This is a genomic window from Paraburkholderia sp. CNPSo 3274 (assembly GCF_024206475.1).
Classification (GTDB): Bacteria; Pseudomonadota; Gammaproteobacteria; order Burkholderiales; family Burkholderiaceae; genus Paraburkholderia.
The window spans coordinates 98,037-113,981 of sequence record NZ_JAMBPR010000011.1 but is presented as its reverse complement, the minus strand read 5'-3'; the positions used below and the strand labels follow the sequence as shown (position 1 = coordinate 113,981).

Below are 15,945 nucleotides of genomic sequence, written 5' to 3'. Positions count from 1 at the left end.
AAGATGACGAGACCACGTTGCAGCGGGCTCGACGGGGATCGCGGCAACAGCCACACGCGGCGCGATCGCGCGCCGGGAACATGTGACGGAAAGCGCCTCGGCCATCCTGAAGCTGAGTTGAAGGCATACGAATGATGAGCCTTGCGCAGCTGATCCAGACATTCCAGAGCGGGGCGCTCTCACGCGAGGCGTTCTTCGCCGAGATCGACCACGTGCTCGCGGTCGACGCGGCCAATTGCGCTCGCCTGCGCGAGGCGGTGGACGCGACGCAAACTGTCCATCCGCTGCCCGATGCCGTGTATGCCGAAGTCCTGCGCCGCATCGAACATCGCCAGGACAACGCGGCGGCCGTGGACGACTCCACTCGCATCCACGAAGCTCTTGCCGCTGCGCGTTCCGCCGCCGCGGGCGACGACGCGGACCACGTGAAGGGGATTGGCGACACGCTCAATGGACGCTTCGTGCTCGAAGAATGTCTGGGTGTGGGCGGCATGGGCACCGTCTACAAGGCGCTCGATTTGCGCAAGCTCGAAGCTTCGGACCGCAAACCTTATATCGCGATCAAGGTGCTGAACGTGCAGTTCCGCGGCCAGCCGACTTCGCTGATCGCGCTGCAGCGCGAGGCCCGCAAGGCGCAGACGCTCGCGCATCGCAATATCGTCACGGTGTACGATTTCGACCGCGACGGGCCGCTCGTCTACCTCACGATGGAATATCTGTCGGGCAAGCCGCTCAGCAAGCTTCTCCGCGCACCGGGTTTCGCGGGTATGCCATTCGAACAGGCGCGGCCCATCATCGCCGGGATGGGACAGGCGCTGGCCTATGCACATGAGCGCGGCTTCGTGCATTGCGACTTCAAGCCCGCCAACGTTTTCCTCACCGACGGCGGCGATGTGAAAGTCATCGACTTCGGCATTGCGCGCGTGTTCCAGAGGCCCGAAGAAGATCCCGACGTCACCGTATTCGATCCCGCGACGCTTGGCGGCATCACGCCCGCCTATGCGAGCCCGGAGATGTTCGAGCATCGGGAGCCGGATCCGCGCGACGATATCTACGCGCTCGCCTGTGTGACCTACGAGCTGTTGACGGGCAAGCATCCGTTCAACCGCAAATCGGCCACGCAGGCACGCAGCGACAAGATGCGCGCCGAGCGGCCGCCTGGGCTCGATCGTGGCCAATGGCGCACCTTGAGCGCGGCGCTTTCGTTTGACCGCGCCTCGCGCACCGCGAGCGTCAATCAGTTTCTCGAGGGCATGGGCGTGCTCACGCATGCGCCGGCGTTCTCGGGCGCCCGGGTCGGCGCGATTGGCGTGGGGGCGATCGTTGTCGCTGCCGGGTTATGGGTGGGGTATCGTGTGCTTTCCGGGCATGGGCAAACGGGCGCGAGGCCCACCATGGCCGCCATGGCGCCCGCTAGCGCGACGAAGGCGGCCTCGGAGGCGCCGGCCTCCCCGGTGCTTGCCGCAATGCCAGCAACGGTTGTCGCGAGCGTGCCTGCCACCAGCGCGGTTGCAGCGGCTCCTGCATCGAGCGCGCCGGTGGCCGACGCGGCGTCGATCGCTGCGTTGAATGCGACGCTCGCGCGTATTCCATGCTCGGCGCTTGCGGCGGCGCTGCCGGAGCACGTGATCCAGGTGGGTGGCTTTGCCAATGTGGGCGAGAACATGGCGCACGTTCACGACGCGCTTGCGCAAACGCCCGGAGGGCAGGCCGCGAAACTCGATGTGACTGCGGTGGAGAACCACAACTGCGAAGTCGTGAGCGCATTCGCGCCGTATTGGCGCGCCAATCATCTGGCGGGCGGCGCCGCGACGATCCATACCCAGCCACTCGACGCGCGCCTGACGCAGGGGATGCCGCTCATCGTCGATATCACGACGCCGCATTACGACTCATACGTCAACGTGGATTATTTCGCGCTCGACGGCAGTGTCGTGCATCTTGTCCCCAGCAACGTCGAGCGCGACAACCAGGCGCCGCCTGGCTTCTCGGCGACGGTTGGAGGATCGGGATACTGGCTCGTGGACAAGCCGTTCGGCACGGAGATGATCGTTTTGCTGATTACGCCGGCGCCGCTGTTCGATGGCCTGCGCCCGGCTTCGGAGTCGCGCTCGGCTTACCTTGCCGCGGTCGGGCAGCAGTTGAAGCAGATGAAAGCGCACTATGGCGCCGCGCATATCGTTGCCGATTTCGTGCAGATCACGACGCATGCGCGCAGCGATTCTCAGTGATTCGCTTTGGTTGATCGCCAGGTGTTGCCATTGGCACGCAAAGGCCAGCTCGTGCTGGCCCTCACCGAATTACAACACGCGCACTCCGCAGTCTCCAACCAGCGTCACGGCTTGATCGACCGAGAGTATCGTGCCTTTGAGATGCTGCAGCACATCGGAGAGTCGAAAACCGCTTAGGTTCACAGAGCGCAGGTCCGCGCCATCAAAGCGGCTGTTTCGTAACTGTGCGTTGCTCAGGCTGCCGCCTTCGAACAAGCGTCGCGAAAGTCGCAGTCAGACAGATCCGCGTCGGAGAAACTCAGTGCCTCGAGGGTTTGTTTCCGGAAGGAGAGACCCTTCAGGTCTGCGCCAACGAGCAGCGAATCGTGAAAGCTAAGCCCTGGCGTGCGGGCGTCGACAAAGCGGGCGCCTGTGAGCTTCACCTCGGTAAACGCCGCCGAGGCGAGTTTCGAGCCTGTCCAATCGGTATTGTTCAGATCGCTACGGTAGAAGCGCGCGTCGCTCAGATTGGCGTAGCGAAATCTTGCGGCCGCTCACTTGCACGCCAACCATCGGCTTCCTGCGAGTTCGCAGTGCTCGAGGAGGGTGTGCTCGAAGTTGCACTGTGTGAATCGGGCGGCACGGAGATCGAGATTCGAAAAATCTTCGCCGCCGAAATTGCAGTGCTCGAACGTCGGTCCGTCGCCGCATTCTCGAAGCAGGCGGGTCAGCGCTTCGCGGTCGAAGGTCAATCCGCTGAATAGCGCTCCTGCTCCGATTGACGGGTCTTTCGTGTTGCTGCGCATCTGTGCAGGCTCCTCATTTAGAGGGGTGCGCAGCGTCCTGTCCACAGCGCGTCCGCTCAACTTGGTGAAAGTAAGGTTGACGCCGCGGCGGTACTAGAACCCAACAACTGGGCGCAGGAGATACCAACCTGCCACTCTATTTTCGGCGGACAAGATTCTATCGTTTCCGCCGTTGCGGGCACAAGGTCATCGGCTATCGGCCTGGTCCGCCCACGCGCGTATCTGATCGATGGTGGCCGTGGCGCCGCCGCATACAACAACCAGAATCTTCTTGTAATTGGCCAACGCCGGATGTCTTTCGTAGGCGACGGACAGCGCTGCGCCGCAAGCCGGCTCGACCAGGATCCGGTGATCCGCAAGAAAACGCTCGCAGGCTGCGAGTGCGCTGGAGTCCGACACGACGAGACTGCGTACAGGGTGCTCGCGCACACAGCGCAATGCCTGCTCGCATACCCGCTTGGCGCCGAGCGAAGTAGCGACGCTGGAGATACACGGCAACGTCACCGTATGACCCGCCTCGACAGCGGCATGGAGCGAAGCGGCGCCATCGGTTTCGACAGCCAACACCGGCACATCGTGCCAACGATTGCGTTGCAGGCCTTCCACCACGCCAGAAAGCAGACCACCCCCGCCCACGGAAAGCACTACGGCATCCGGCTTGAAGCGAGCTTGCGCAACTTCATCGATCATCGAGGCGTGGCCGTGCCACAGCAGCGGATCGTCGAAGGGATGCAGAAAGGCGTCCGTCGCGCCCAGTAAAGTCTGCGCGAACTGGTTTGCCTCTTGCCAGGAACTGCCGTGCACCACGACTTGTGCACCCTCCAGGCAGAGCAACTCTTTGGCACGCTCCGTCGTCGTTTCCGGTACCACGACAACAACTGGAATGCCCAGGCGCCGGCCCGCATAGGCCACGGCAAGACCCGCATTTCCCCCGGAGGAGGAAACGAAACGCTGCGCGCCACGGCTTTGGTGGACGGCGCAAGCATGGCCGATGCCGCGGATCTTGAACGATCCACATGGCTGCAAAGCGTCGAGCTTGAGCCACACGGATTGTTCGCCAGGGACGCTCAAGGCGCGCGACTCCATCAAAGGGGTTTCAAAGTGCAGATTCATTGCGATGGGCTTCCAGGTTTGCGATCGGAACAACCGTTGCCGAACTTCTGCTGATCCTGAAGAGGAAGGGGAAGGCTGGCTTGTAAAAAATTGACACGCGAGGCGATCGAAGGCCCAACAGCTCAGTATGCGGAAGGGGCCACGCCAAACGCGTGACGGAACGCCCTGTTGAAATGGCTTTGATCGTAAAACCCGACGCCCTGGGCGACTTCGGCTATGGTTTGCTTGCCGCGTGCCAACAAGGCGCACGCTTGTTCCAGTCGCAGACGGAGCAGCCAGGCATGAGGCGTCATGCCAACCGTCTGCTTGAATCGACGCAAAAAATGAAAGCGCCCCAGTTGGTAATGCCGGCCGAAATTGAATGCTTTGGAACGCCCAATGCCAAGAACCAGTCCCGGAAGGTCGACGAGCCGTTTGTACTCCACGCCATCGCTCATTTCAAATCACGAAGTCACTATTGCGCCAGATTTAAGGGGTCGCACCAGACTCGAGCCGTCGAGGCTTTTGCTGGCGCGGCACGACGAGTATATGTCAGCGCTGGGGGGCCGGCTTTCCGGGAATCACCAACCTGCCGGCCTTACTCGATATTGAAATGGACGCGGATGTCCTGTTCGCTTGCGACCGGATGTCCTTGTTTCATTGCCGGGAAAAAATGCCAGTTTCGAAGCGTCTCCAGTAACAACTGGTTCAGGCGCGGGTTCTGGGTGGGTTTGACAAGCGCGACGTCGACCGAACCGTCCGGATGAATGGTGAAGCGAGCTAGTGCGATGGCCTGATATGCGTACTCGCGCAGGTCATCGGGAAGCACGGGCAACGGCTGGCTAAGCGGATGCGCGGTGGTATCGCCGGACGCTGCGGAAGTGCTCCCGGCCGGGGCGGGCGTAGCCGATGCATTTTCAGCGCTGGCATGAGCCGTTGTCATGGCCGGCGGCGGAGCGGCAGCCGCAGGCAATGGGGATTCGGTATGCGCAGGCAGCCGCGTGGCAACTGCTGCCTCAGGCCGATTCGTCGGCCGAACCACGCGCGCAGGGTGCGATGTCGCTGCGATGTTCGGAGCAGGGCGTGCGACCGCAGCCTGCGGATGGGGCGGCGTCGGCGTAATGATCTCTACCACGCGAGCATCGAGCGTCAATGGACGGGCGGGTTCCGGATTCTCCGAAAGACCGACTATAAAAACACTAACGAACGCAGACCACACCGCGAGCGCCACAACGCATCCGGCCACGGCTCTCGGGCCGCGCGCGTCAAGCAGCCTGACGAAGCGCGCGATGCTACGGTTGGTCACGGTGGACCGCAATGAGGAAATGGCCGGCTCCGCCCACACGGGCCTGAAGCATGGCCTGGACGACCAGGCCGTTCGGAGCCCAGGCGTCCGCGGCGACAACCACGTTTCCATCGGCAGCGAGCAGGCGCTTTACCGTTCCCGCCACTTCATTTAACTGTACGTCCTGACGGTTCACCGCGATCTGTCCGTTGCGGCTTACGCTGAGCGTGAGTGGCTGCTGCCCGGCAAGCCGTTGCGCCGTGCCGCGCGGCAGATCGAGTTTGACTGCGTCGAGCCGCTGCATCGTGAGTGACGCGAGCATGAAGGTGGCGAGCAGGAAGAACATCACATCGATCATCGGAATGATCTCGATGCGACCGCGCTTCGATGCCCGGGAACGGCGCAGCTTCATGACGTATGTGCCTCGTTTTCCTGCGCGAGTCTCACGTTGCTGAGCCACGTGCTGGCGATCGCTTCGAGCTCGTCCATGAGCCTGTCGATACGCCTTGAAAAATAGTTGAAGGCGAACAGCGAGACCAGGGCGATCACGAGGCCGATGGCTGTCGCTACCAGCGCCTGCGCCACGCCGCCGGTCACCCCGCCAGGATTGACGAGGCCGTTATCTCCGATCAACCGGAACGCATGCATCATGCCGACGATCGTCCCCAGCAGGCCGAGCAGCGGTGCTGCCGTCACGATTGTTTCGAGCACCCACAGGCCTCTGGACATGTCGCGCTGCACATCGAGTGCGAGCGCGCCAGTCCTGGCTTCGATCCACCATGCGGGCTTTGTAGTGTGAGCGATCAACGGTTCGAGCAACCTGCGCAGTGCGTGCTGGGGGGGCAGTCGCAGCAGCGCGGGGGTGCGATCGGGCTCGTCCGCTGCATCGGCTTGCGTCTCCTCGTTGGCGGGAATGACCGCGAAGCGCCAGAACACCCACGCACGATCGAGCGTGATGATGAGCGCAACGATAGCGAGCAGCGTGAGCGGATAAACGACCCATCCGCCAAGTCGCGCGGCCTGTACGATTCCTGTCCAGTCTTGCATGGCGGCTCCCGGTTATGTGGTTCTTTCAGAAATATTTGGTCAGGCCTGCATAGAACGCGCGATAGGGACCGTACTGAGGCGCGAACACGCCGATGCCGGAACCGTCGCGCAGCGCATAGGTTCTGCCGCATGCGTTGATCACCACCACACGTCCATCCATCTTGCCGACCACGGGCAAATTGAAATGCTCAATGACGGCCAGATTGACTTGCGCATAGAAGGGCATCTTGCCGGTGTTGGCAAAGCCGTTGCGCAGGCCGCTCCCTGCGGTGCCGTCCATCGTGAAGGTGGTGCGATGCCAGTTGTAGGCGCCGCCGAAAGACGCTGTGACCCGCTGATCGTGATCGAGGAATACCCAGTTGTTGCTGATGAAGGCCAGTTCGTCCGCGCCGAAGTTGAATTGGGCGGAAGTGACGTTCTTGCCCATTGCGCGGCTGTAGGCGAGGTTCAGATACGCCGACACGTTTTCATGCTTGTAGTTGGCCGTGAATTCGACGCCGTACACACGCCCGTACTGGTAGTTGAACGGCGTATAGATGAGCGCCGCGCCAAACTGGCCGAGGTCGAGCAGGTTATGCGCTTTCTTGTAGTAGGCGTCCAGCCCCAGCGTGAGATCCGAGCCGATTTGCTGGGTCACGCCAAGATCGAAGTAATCGGCGCGCTCGGGCTGTACCGGATCGTTCTGCGTAACCTCGCTCTGGTTAGTTGTGCCATTAAAGCGGCTGATGGTGGAGCTGGATACCAGTTCGAACGAAGGCGGTGTGAAGTAACGGGCGTAGCCGGCATGAAATGTCGTGGTGGCTGTCAGCTTGAACACCGCGCCAATGCGCGGACTCAACTGGTTCGCCTGCACGTATTCGTCCATGCCGTCATAACGCAGACCGTAGTTCAGGGTCAGCCTGCTGTTGATCTTCCACTCGTCCTGGATATACGCGCTGTACAGGTAACCCGTCTTGCTGCTCGAATCGGAGAGCGTAAAGGGCACATCCGAAGTCTGATTGCCATTGGCGTCGGCGGGGAAAACGGACACGTTGTCCCAGAAGCTCGCATGCTCCTGCTGAAAGAGCACGCCGGCGCGCAGCGTGTGGTGGTCGTTCAGCCGGTACGTGGTATCGGCCTGCAGGCCGTTGGCGGTATCGCTGTGGAAGTCCTGCGAGGCGACACCGTTGAAGATCAGGTCGCCGACCGGGTCCGGATTGAACTGGGTGCGCGTATAGCGCGTGAAAAGCGCAACCTGATAGTCGAGCGCTCCGCCGTTGGTCCCCTGCAGCGCGACGACAGCGAAGTTGTTCAGCTCCGACTGGGTTTCGTTCAGGTTAGCGGAATCGAACGTCGGCACACCGGCGAGCATGAAGTTTGGCGTGAGGCCGGGTGTATTCGGGATCTCGAACTGGTTGGCTGCCGTGCCGAACATCACGCTCACGCGCGTGAGCGGGTTGATGATGTACGACATATATCCGAAGGCATTGCCCTGGCGCGTGTGATCGCGGATCGGGCTCGGCGATGCGGTGGGCGCCTCGATGCCCAGATTGTTTTCGCCCAGCGAGCCGCTGAAGAAATAGCTGAAATCGCCCTTGCTGCCGTAGATATCGGCGCTCGTCTGGATGGTCTGGTGGCTGCCGCCATAGACATCGATCGAGCCGCCGTTGCCGAGGTCGCCCGATTTGGTGCGGATATCCACGATGCCGGCAGTGCGGTAGCCGTATTCGGCCGGCAGCGCGCCGGTCAGGAGATTCACCTGGTCGATGATGCGTGTATCGAGCGATTGCCCGAAACCGCTGATCGGCTCGGGAATCAGAATGCCGTTGATCCGGTATTGGAGGTCGGCGTGGTCGCCCCGCACATGCAGCTGGCCATATGAGTCGTCCGCGACGCCGGGGGCCTGCAGCAGCACCTGGTTCAGCGGCGTGTTTTGGCCCTGTGGCATGGCCTGGATGTCGGCCTGGGTGATCCGGTAGATGCTGCTGCCAGTCTCCGGTAGCAGGCCGTTGCGTGCCTCGTTCAGGCGCTGCGCATTGACCTGCACGTCGAGCGTGTCGCCCTTGCTCAGAACCACTGCCACGTTGGCTGGACTCGCAGGCGCGGTGGTCGCGATCTGCGAGGCGGCGGTAAAACCAGGTGCCGTTACGGACACTGCGTAAGTGCCAGTGGCGACGTGAAGGAGTTTGAAGTGTCCAGTCGCATCGGTCGTGGTCTGTCCTGCCTCCGTGCCGTTCGCGTCCTGGAGCACGACGGCAGCGTGGTCCACCGGCTTGCCGGCCATGTCCTTCACTGTGCCGTTGAGCGTGGCGTTGGCGTCTGTGGCCCGCACCGGGCTGGCTGTGATCATGGCGAACGTGACAAACGCCGCGCGGGCGATGAGTGTGCGGTGGATCATGATGCGGTAGGGAAGAGTTATTGTTTCCGGGCGCTCCTCACAAAGTTTCGGCTTGCCTCGGGATCTAAATGAAATGATATAACATTGCATTTAGATCCCGCCATAGTCGCTGAATAAAAAGCTGAAGGCTCGTTATGAAATAAATATGAAAGTAAGTTGTCGGTTATTTTAAATACCAGGTGCATGAGTGCCGACGCACCTTCGCGCCGAGCGCTTTATGCGATCGCTGCCGATTGCAGCGGCGGCGCAGCCTCGAGCCGATATGCTGACTGTCGCCGCGCTGGCGCTGCCGTTCGCATGCGTTGCGCCGCTGCTGCTGGTCGCACACGGCGTTTTGCCGTTGTGGTCGGCAGCGGCGCTCTTGTGGTCGGGCGCGCCGCTGCTTGCCTTGCTGTATCTCCCGCAACGTTATGCGCCCCGACAATCCGTCTTGCTCGGCACGATGTCGGCCGCTGTCTGGGTCGCTGTCGTCTGGCAATTGTTCACTTGATCGACTCCACCATGCTTCGATTCGAAAACCTCAGCAAACGCTATGGCGAGCGCGTTATCTTCCAGGGACTGCATGACGCTTGCGGCGCTGGATGCGTGGCCCTATGCGATGAAAACGGCAGTGGCAAGTCCACGTTGCTCGGCATCCTCGCCGGAGCGATCGACGCAGACGAGGGGGAGGTATGGCTCGACGGTCATTCGCTGCGCGCCGATCCGCTCAAGGCGAAATCCGCGCTGGCCTACGTGCCCGACGACTGCATGGCGTATCCGTTCCAAACGGGTCGGGCGTTTCTCGAACTCGTGGCGTCGACAAAGAAGACAACCCTCGATACGCGCACGCTCGATCTTGCGCACCGCTTCGGCCTCGCGCCGCACCTCGAGAAGCGCTTCGAGCAGATGTCGCTCGGCACCCGCAAGAAAATATTCCTGACGGCGACCACGCTGGGCGAGCCCGCCGTCATCATCGCGGACGAACCGGGCAACGGACTGGACGCCGCCGCGCGCGCTGTTCTCATCGAGCTATTCAAGAATCTGGCCAAAGACAGTGCGGTCTTTTTTTCGAGTCACGACTTGCAGCTTGCGCGAGCTTGTGAGGCAAAAGTCACCAGTTTTGCCGATCTTGGTATGGCCGTATGAGACGCAGCCCAATTGCACACAGCCGTGACTCGATCTGTCGCGCGTAGTGGTCTGCCGGTCGGGCTGCCCGTCTATGGCTAAGTCGAGCGGTCGCGATTGCGCGCGCGCGTGGCGCCCGTGATCACCGCGACGCCGAGCAGTATCACCGCCACGATCTCGATGATGTGCAGCGCAACATGTAGCGCCATCAATGCCCACGCCACGCCGCCGATAAAAATGATCCATCCGATCAGATAGATGAGCAGGGTCATCGTTCTTCTCCTCGTGATTACGGCCTGGGTGCATTGCATACGACACCTTTGGCGAAAGAGCGATCAACGAGCCTTTCACCAGGTACATTGTGTCGAAGCACATTGCGCGCCTGACGTCGCCATGGCGCGCGGCGCATCTGAGGCCGACGAATGGACACTTTTTTTGAGGATGCCGAACGGAATTGAATGTGCGGGGTGCACACGCGGTAGCTGAGCACGCGCAAGACGCCGCGTCACCCGCGCCGTCACTGCGTACGTTGTTGCGCCCCGCGCTGGCGGCGGAGGCTGATGTGCCGATAAGGTTTGCTAACCACGCATATCGGCAGTCCTGACAAACGGCCAGCCGCGCCTCGGAAGTCTGTTGTTTCCATCAGGCTTCTATTCGAGCAACGACAGCAGATCGTCTGGCAGAACGGCGCGCGGGCTAGTTAGTGCCCATGCGCCTCGCGGAATCCGGCGTCCTTTTCGAGTCGGCGACCGTGGGTGCCGACGTGGAATCCCGCCGAGATCACAAACAGGACTCCGGCGAATGGCCAGATATAGATTGCCAGCGAGAAGCAAACCCAAATCGCTTCTTGTGGCGGATACGCCTGGAGCGCCCAGACAAGACAGGCAACTGGCAACAGCATCAGACACAGCGCCGACCGGGTGAGAAAAGTGGCGGCTCTTGCTTTCTTTAGCGTCTCTGCTTGCATGCCTGGCTCCATGGGGAATGGCATTGGGACATAGAGTCGCATGGCGACCATTTGTCGCATACTTAGTAATATCCCTGACAGGTGCCACTTTTGCGCACTGCAATCTGCGAAAAGGATTCGTGATGCTGCATAGCCTTTCCGAATCGATCGTAGTTCTGATCGACTTGCAAACGAGACTGATGCCCGCGATTCACGACGGCGCATCCGTTACCGCGCAAGCCCTCAGGCTCGGGCGGATTGCTCGAGGTCTCGATGTTCCGGTCATCGGGACAGAACAGAATCCGGGCGCACTCGGCGAAAACGCGCAGGAAATAAAAGATCTGTGCTCGATGACTGTTGCGAAGCACCATTTCGACGCTACCGTCGATGGTCTGTTTGAAGCGCTGCCTGAAGGGCGAACCCGAGCCATCGTCGCGGGATGCGAGGCGCATGTCTGCGTACTGCAAACGGCGATCGGTTTGCTGCATCGCGGCCTATCGGTCACTCTCGTTATCGATGCGATGGGTTCGCGCAAAGCCGTCGACAAAGAGGCGGCCATTGCGCGGCTGAACAAGGCGGGCGCCGAAGTGGCGACGGTCGAGATGGTGGCATTCGAATGGCTGCGCTCGAGCCAGCACCCGCGATTCCGCGACATACTGCAGTTGATCAAGTAAGCGGCCACAAGCAGTGCGATCATCGGCAAAACGCAGCGCCAGCGAGCAAGGCAAGCATCGTCGGCGGCGCGAGATACTCGACCAACGTCCAGACAATAAGCGCTACGAACGAAATGGCCAGCATGGCCTGCATGATGCGCACGGCCAACGCCTCGCTCACGAAGGCTGGCCCGCGATCATGGCGTGCTGCACGACCCGCTCGTCGTCGATCGGCAGATGCATCAACCCAGCGATGATGCCGAGCGCAATCGAGCCCTGCCAGAGCAGGCCGTAGCTATGCGTCGCGTCGAACACCACGCCGCCCAGCCAGACGCCAAAGAAACTCCCGATCTGATGCCCGAGAAACACGAAGCCGAATAGCGTCGAGATATAGCGCACGCCGAACATCTGCGAGACGATCCCGCTCGTCAGCGGCACGGTGCCGAGCCACATGAATCCCATCGCGAACGCGAACACATAAAGCGTGAGGGGCGAGAGAGGCAAGGCGAGGAACAGCGCCATTACGCCCGCCCGTGCGAAGTAGATCCCCGAGAGCAGATACTTGCGGCGCAGAAATCCCCCCGCGTAACCGCATAGAAACGTGCCCGCCGTGTTGGCCAGCGCGATCAGCGCGAGCGCCAGACTCGCTTCGCGCGCACTCATGCCTTTGTCGAGCAAATACGCCGGCAGGTGCGCGCCGATGAACGCAAGCTGGAAGCCGCACGACAGAAATCCCAGATTGAGCAGCCAGAACCCGCGATGCGCAAACGCCTTTCCAATCGCACCGCGTAGTGTGTCGTGCGTATCGATCGCGCCGCCGCGCTCCACCGGACGATCGCGCAGCCACGCCGCGAGCGGCGCGCTTGCAAGCATCACGGCGGCGAGCACGAGAATCGCGGTGACCCAGCCGAATCTGCCGATCATCCCTTGTGTGAGCGGCACGACGCAGAACTGGCCAAGGCCGCCGAACATGCCCGCCACGCTCAGCGCCCAGCTACGCTGATCGGCTGCAAAGAGCCGGGAGAGCGCACCATAGACCGCACCGAACGCCGTTCCGGACAATGCAACGCCGAGCACCACGCCCACGCCAAACGTGTAGACGGCAGGTGTCGCGCTCAGTGCCATCATGGTCAGGCCGAGCGCGTAGAGCAGCGCGCCCGCGAAGATCACGCGCGCGGAGCCGAAGCGGTCGGAGATCATGCCCGTGAGTGGCTGTGCAATGCCCCACAGCAGGTTTTGCAGCGCGAGCGCGAGGCCGAACGTCTCGCGCGACCACCCGCGATCGAGCGTGACGGGCAACAGAAAAAGCCCTTGCACGTTGCGCACGCCGAGCGCCGCCCCCATCACCACGCCACCGGCGATCACGAGCAGCCAGCGGCGGCGCCATGCATCGTCCATTCCGGTCATCGTTCACCTCCTCGCACTGGGTGATTCACTGTTGCGCAGCGTTGCGCCTAGTAGAGCGTAGGGAGGCGAGTGGGCTCAAGCGAGTTTCAGGCATGCTTCGCATGCGTAATGCTCATGCGATTTGGCTTTGGCGAGCCTGTTCGACGATCCAGTCGATGACGGCGCGTACGTCGTCGCGCGGCGCTTCGTCGGCTTGATGGAGCCAGTAGGCATAGCCAGTCGGGCCCTCGGCGTGCATGTTGCCGACGGCGGCGAGCCTTCCGTCGGCAAGCAGCGGCTGGACGAGGGCGAGGCGCCCGAGTGCGATACCGCGGCCGGCAATGGCGGCCTGAATGACCTGATCGTACTGGTTGAAACGCAGCACGCCGCGAAGAGCCGCGCTGTCGAGCCCGCGCGGGCCCAGATGATCCGCCCAGCGAAGCATCGGGCGGCGCACGCCGTCGAATTCGAGCAGCGCGTGGCGCGCGAGCGTGGCCGCGTCGAGCTTCTTCACATTCAACGACGGATGCGCGACCGGCAATACGTATTCGTCGTACAGATGCACCGCGCGATTCGCAGCCTCCGGAGCGATACGGGCCGGCGCGTAGCGCAAAGCGAGATCGATGCCTTCGGCGCGCAGATCGAGCACCTTCTCGGAGGTCGCAAGGCGCAGATCGATATCGGGAAGCAGGCGTTGCAACTCACCGATACGCGGCAGCAGCCACAAGCCGGCAATGCCGATGCTGGCGGTGATCGTCACCGGCTGGCGCGTCTGCGGCGCGGCCAGCGCGCCGACGATCTCCTGCATCTGCTGCACCGCGCTGTCCGCAACGCGCAGCAGGCGCTCGCCCTCCGGTGTGAGCGAGATCGAACGATAGCCACGGTTGAAGAGGCGCACGCCTAGCGCCTCTTCAAGCGCGGCGATCTGGCGGCTCACCGCGGATTGCGTCACGCACAGGTCGTCGGCGGCGAGCGTGATGCTCATGCGCCGGCCCACCGCAACGAAACCGCGAATGAGATCCAGAGGAGGGAGTTTCACGAGCGATACCGACATGCGTTTTCCTCATGCGAAAGCTGCGCAAAGATTGATTGAACCGGCGGGCAAGGTCAAGTGAAATCGGCACTCCGGTTTCTTCATGGAGCACGTTCATGCATTCAGCCGATCCAGGCGAGGCGTGTCCTCTCGCCGTCGCCATCACAGCCGCCGATGACTTTACGCTTCGCGCTTATGTGTGGCGTCGTCACGCCGTGCTGAACGCGGACGAGTCGCGTCCGGCGGTCATCGTCAATTCGGCCACGTCGGTGCGCTGCCACTACTATTTCCGCTTTGGCGCATGGCTGCACCAGCAGGGTTTCGACGTGCTGGTCTACGACTACCGTGGCATTGGCGCTTCGCAGCCCGTTACGCTCGCAACGCTCGATGCGAGCTGGCTGGAATGGGGCGAACGCGATTTCGAAGCGGTGCTGCGCTACGCACGAATCATGTTCCCCGGGCAGCCGATCGACGTCGTGGGGCATAGCATTGGCGGCTTCCTGATCGGGCTCGCGCCGTCGAATCATCTCATTCGCCGCGTCTTCACCGTCGGTACGCAGTACGCGTATTGGCGCGATTACGCGCCGCGCAGCATGCCGCTCATGCTCTGGAAATGGCATGTCGTGATGCCGGTTTTAACCGGCCTGATGGGGTATTTCCCCGCATCGTGGTTCGGATGGATGGAGGACACGCCGCGCGGCGTCGTGTACATCTGGAGCCGGGGCCGCGCCCGCTTTGAAGACACGCTCAGCAAAGGGTCGCTCGCGCGCACGCCGGCGCAGCGCGCGGACATCGTCGCTCGCTTTGGCAAAATGCATGCGCCCATTCTTGCAGTCAGCTTCCCCGATGATCCGTTTGGCACGATCCGGGCGATCGAACGCACGCTGCGTTATTTCACACAGAGCCACTCGACACATGTACGCATAGCACCCGCCTCAATTGGCGAGCGGAGCATCGGACACTTCGCGTTTTTTCACTCGCGATTCGAGCGCAGCCTGTGGCCGCTCGCGCGGCATTGGCTGGCCGATGGCAGCGTCATTGCGACGACGCCGGCAACTACGCACCCGAGTCCCAGCCACGCCGAGGTCGAGAGCGATTCACCGAGCCACGCAATGCCTATCGCCACGCCGATTGGCACGCGCAAATAGGCCTGCGCGGTAGTGCCAATCGAGCCGAGCGTCTGGACGAGCCGGAAGTAAATGACGAACGCGATCGCCGTGGAAAAAACGGCGAGCGCGATCAGCGCTGTCATCGATCGCAATGACGGATGAAGCGTCCACGGGCGGTCAACGATCAGGCTCACGGGGACCAGCAGGATTGCGCCCACCATGAGCGATCCCGCAGCGGGAGCGACTGGCGCGAGTCCCTTGAACGATCGACCGTAGATCGCACGCCGGCGTAGCAAATCGTCGCGGCGACGATCGCCAGTTGCGCAACGAGTTGCCTGCCGAGTCCTTCGAATGCGCTCACGCCAACCACGAGGCATATACCGGCCAGGCCCGCGGCGATGCCGAACAGCTTGCGCATGGTGACGCGTTCGTGGCGGGTAATCAGCCACGTTCCGAGGAACGCCATGACAGGTGAAGTCGAATTGAGGATGGTCGCCAGACCGGCTTCCACCGAACGCTCGGCCCACGCGATCAAGGTAAAGGGAATCACGCTATTGAGCAGCGCCTGCACGGCGAAGCGCCGCCACACGGCCGGGTCTCGCGGTATGGGAATGCGCTGCCACAGCATCCAGAGCAGAAGGAGCGTTCCGGCGATCAACGTCCTCGCGGCGATGAGCGTGAGCGGCGGGATGGTCGCCACGCCGACTCTAATGAACGTATACGACGCTCCCCAAAGGGTTGAAAGTGCGAGGAGCGAAAGCAGGTCGAGACCGGTCGATTTGCTCTCAGTCGTGGCTTGCATGCTGGTCGATGGATTGCGCGGATCGAGGTGAGATTACGGGGCCACGCGCCAAGGGTAGCGCGCGTACCGAGAGTATGCGGGCATCTTCGATACGA

General features: G+C 62.1%; 19 protein-coding genes and 2 pseudogenes. 5 read left to right on the top strand and 16 right to left on the bottom strand.

The window, feature by feature from the left end:
• The first annotated feature begins 131 nt into the window (after window positions 1–131).
• Entirely contained in the window at window positions 132–2,231 is a 2,100-nt protein-coding gene (locus M3I54_RS09925) for a serine/threonine protein kinase (RefSeq protein WP_254335211.1), read from the top strand.
• Between the two features lie 69 nt (window positions 2,232–2,300).
• Here M3I54_RS09925 and M3I54_RS09920 read toward each other — a convergent pair whose 3' ends face one another.
• The 9 genes and pseudogenes from M3I54_RS09920 to M3I54_RS09880 form a co-directional block, all read right to left on the bottom strand.
• The gene (locus M3I54_RS09920; RefSeq protein ID WP_254335209.1) at window positions 2,301–2,486 is read right to left on the bottom strand and encodes a pentapeptide repeat-containing protein; all 186 of its coding nucleotides are present in this window, start codon (window positions 2,484–2,486) and stop codon (window positions 2,301–2,303) included.
• Window positions 2,465–2,707, bottom strand: a complete 243-nt coding sequence (locus tag M3I54_RS45100; RefSeq protein ID WP_254335298.1) for a pentapeptide repeat-containing protein — start codon at window positions 2,705–2,707, stop codon at window positions 2,465–2,467. Before M3I54_RS45100 ends, M3I54_RS09920 begins: the two co-directional genes overlap by 22 nt.
• A 57-nt stretch (window positions 2,708–2,764) precedes the next feature.
• Entirely contained in the window at window positions 2,765–3,016 is a 252-nt protein-coding gene (locus M3I54_RS09910) for a pentapeptide repeat-containing protein (RefSeq protein WP_254335206.1), read from the bottom strand.
• A 186-nt stretch (window positions 3,017–3,202) separates the two neighbouring features.
• Window positions 3,203–4,129 carry a pyridoxal-phosphate dependent enzyme gene (locus tag M3I54_RS09905; RefSeq protein WP_254335205.1) on the bottom strand — a complete coding sequence of 309 codons (927 nt, stop codon included), beginning with the start codon at window positions 4,127–4,129 and terminating at the stop codon, window positions 3,203–3,205.
• Between the two features lie 122 nt (window positions 4,130–4,251).
• Window positions 4,252–4,467, bottom strand: a pseudogene (locus M3I54_RS09900) (helix-turn-helix transcriptional regulator); the annotation flags it as partial.
• A 239-nt stretch (window positions 4,468–4,706) separates the two neighbouring features.
• On the bottom strand, window positions 4,707–5,051 hold the full coding sequence (locus tag M3I54_RS09895; RefSeq protein WP_254335204.1) for an energy transducer TonB: 345 nt from the start codon (window positions 5,049–5,051) through the stop codon (window positions 4,707–4,709).
• A 349-nt stretch (window positions 5,052–5,400) separates the two neighbouring features.
• Complete coding sequence (locus M3I54_RS09890; RefSeq protein WP_254335197.1) at window positions 5,401–5,805, bottom strand: biopolymer transporter ExbD; 405 nt, start codon at window positions 5,803–5,805, stop codon at window positions 5,401–5,403.
• Window positions 5,802–6,440 (bottom strand): MotA/TolQ/ExbB proton channel family protein, encoded by a 639-nt coding sequence (locus M3I54_RS09885; RefSeq protein WP_254335195.1) that lies wholly within the window; start codon window positions 6,438–6,440, stop codon window positions 5,802–5,804. Before M3I54_RS09885 ends, M3I54_RS09890 begins: the two co-directional genes overlap by 4 nt.
• Before the next feature lie 25 nt (window positions 6,441–6,465).
• The gene (locus M3I54_RS09880; protein WP_254335193.1) at window positions 6,466–8,817 is read right to left on the bottom strand and encodes a TonB-dependent receptor; all 2,352 of its coding nucleotides are present in this window, start codon (window positions 8,815–8,817) and stop codon (window positions 6,466–6,468) included.
• Between the two features lie 262 nt (window positions 8,818–9,079).
• Between M3I54_RS09880 and M3I54_RS09875 the strand changes: the two genes are divergently transcribed.
• Both M3I54_RS09875 and M3I54_RS09870 read left to right on the top strand, forming a co-directional pair.
• Window positions 9,080–9,307, top strand: a complete 228-nt coding sequence (locus tag M3I54_RS09875; protein WP_254335307.1) for a hypothetical protein — start codon at window positions 9,080–9,082, stop codon at window positions 9,305–9,307.
• A gap of 11 nt (window positions 9,308–9,318) precedes the next feature.
• Window positions 9,319–9,942: an ABC transporter ATP-binding protein gene (locus M3I54_RS09870; protein ID WP_254335296.1), complete on the top strand. Its 624-nt coding sequence runs from the start codon at window positions 9,319–9,321 to the stop codon at window positions 9,940–9,942.
• Between the two features lie 77 nt (window positions 9,943–10,019).
• Here M3I54_RS09870 and M3I54_RS09865 read toward each other — a convergent pair whose 3' ends face one another.
• A complete protein-coding gene (locus tag M3I54_RS09865) occupies window positions 10,020–10,193 on the bottom strand; it encodes a hypothetical protein (protein WP_169739108.1) in 174 nt (57 codons plus the stop codon).
• A gap of 428 nt (window positions 10,194–10,621) precedes the next feature.
• Window positions 10,622–10,888 carry a hypothetical protein gene (locus tag M3I54_RS09860; protein ID WP_254335190.1) on the bottom strand — a complete coding sequence of 89 codons (267 nt, stop codon included), beginning with the start codon at window positions 10,886–10,888 and terminating at the stop codon, window positions 10,622–10,624.
• Between the two features lie 122 nt (window positions 10,889–11,010).
• Here M3I54_RS09860 and M3I54_RS09855 point away from each other — a divergent pair, with 122 nt between their 5' ends.
• Window positions 11,011–11,541, top strand: a complete 531-nt coding sequence (locus M3I54_RS09855; RefSeq protein ID WP_254335293.1) for an isochorismatase family protein — start codon at window positions 11,011–11,013, stop codon at window positions 11,539–11,541.
• A gap of 19 nt (window positions 11,542–11,560) precedes the next feature.
• On the opposite strand, the gene M3I54_RS09850 is transcribed toward M3I54_RS09855, so the two are convergent.
• The 3 genes from M3I54_RS09850 to M3I54_RS09840 all read right to left on the bottom strand — a co-directional run bounded on the left by M3I54_RS09850 (window position 11,561) and on the right by M3I54_RS09840 (window position 13,960).
• Entirely contained in the window at window positions 11,561–11,701 is a 141-nt protein-coding gene (locus M3I54_RS09850; protein WP_254335188.1) for a hypothetical protein, read from the bottom strand.
• On the bottom strand, window positions 11,698–12,927 hold the full coding sequence (locus M3I54_RS09845) for an MFS transporter (protein ID WP_254335186.1): 1,230 nt from the start codon (window positions 12,925–12,927) through the stop codon (window positions 11,698–11,700). The genes M3I54_RS09850 and M3I54_RS09845 overlap by 4 nt, the downstream gene beginning before the upstream one ends.
• Window positions 12,928–13,039: 112 nt before the next feature.
• Window positions 13,040–13,960: a LysR substrate-binding domain-containing protein gene (locus tag M3I54_RS09840; RefSeq protein WP_254335184.1), complete on the bottom strand. Its 921-nt coding sequence runs from the start codon at window positions 13,958–13,960 to the stop codon at window positions 13,040–13,042.
• Between the two features lie 95 nt (window positions 13,961–14,055).
• Here M3I54_RS09840 and M3I54_RS09835 point away from each other — a divergent pair, with 95 nt between their 5' ends.
• Window positions 14,056–15,087, top strand: a complete 1,032-nt coding sequence (locus M3I54_RS09835; protein ID WP_254335182.1) for an alpha/beta fold hydrolase — start codon at window positions 14,056–14,058, stop codon at window positions 15,085–15,087.
• On the opposite strand, the pseudogene M3I54_RS09830 reads toward M3I54_RS09835, so the two are convergent.
• Window positions 15,033–15,269: pseudogene (locus M3I54_RS09830) on the bottom strand (EamA family transporter); the annotation flags it as partial. The gene M3I54_RS09835 and the pseudogene M3I54_RS09830 sit on opposite strands and share 55 nt — an antisense overlap.
• A complete protein-coding gene (locus M3I54_RS09825; RefSeq protein ID WP_254335180.1) occupies window positions 15,239–15,850 on the bottom strand; it encodes a DMT family transporter in 612 nt (203 codons plus the stop codon). The gene M3I54_RS09825 and the pseudogene M3I54_RS09830, both read right to left, overlap by 31 nt.
• Between the last annotated feature and the right edge of the window lie 95 nt (window positions 15,851–15,945).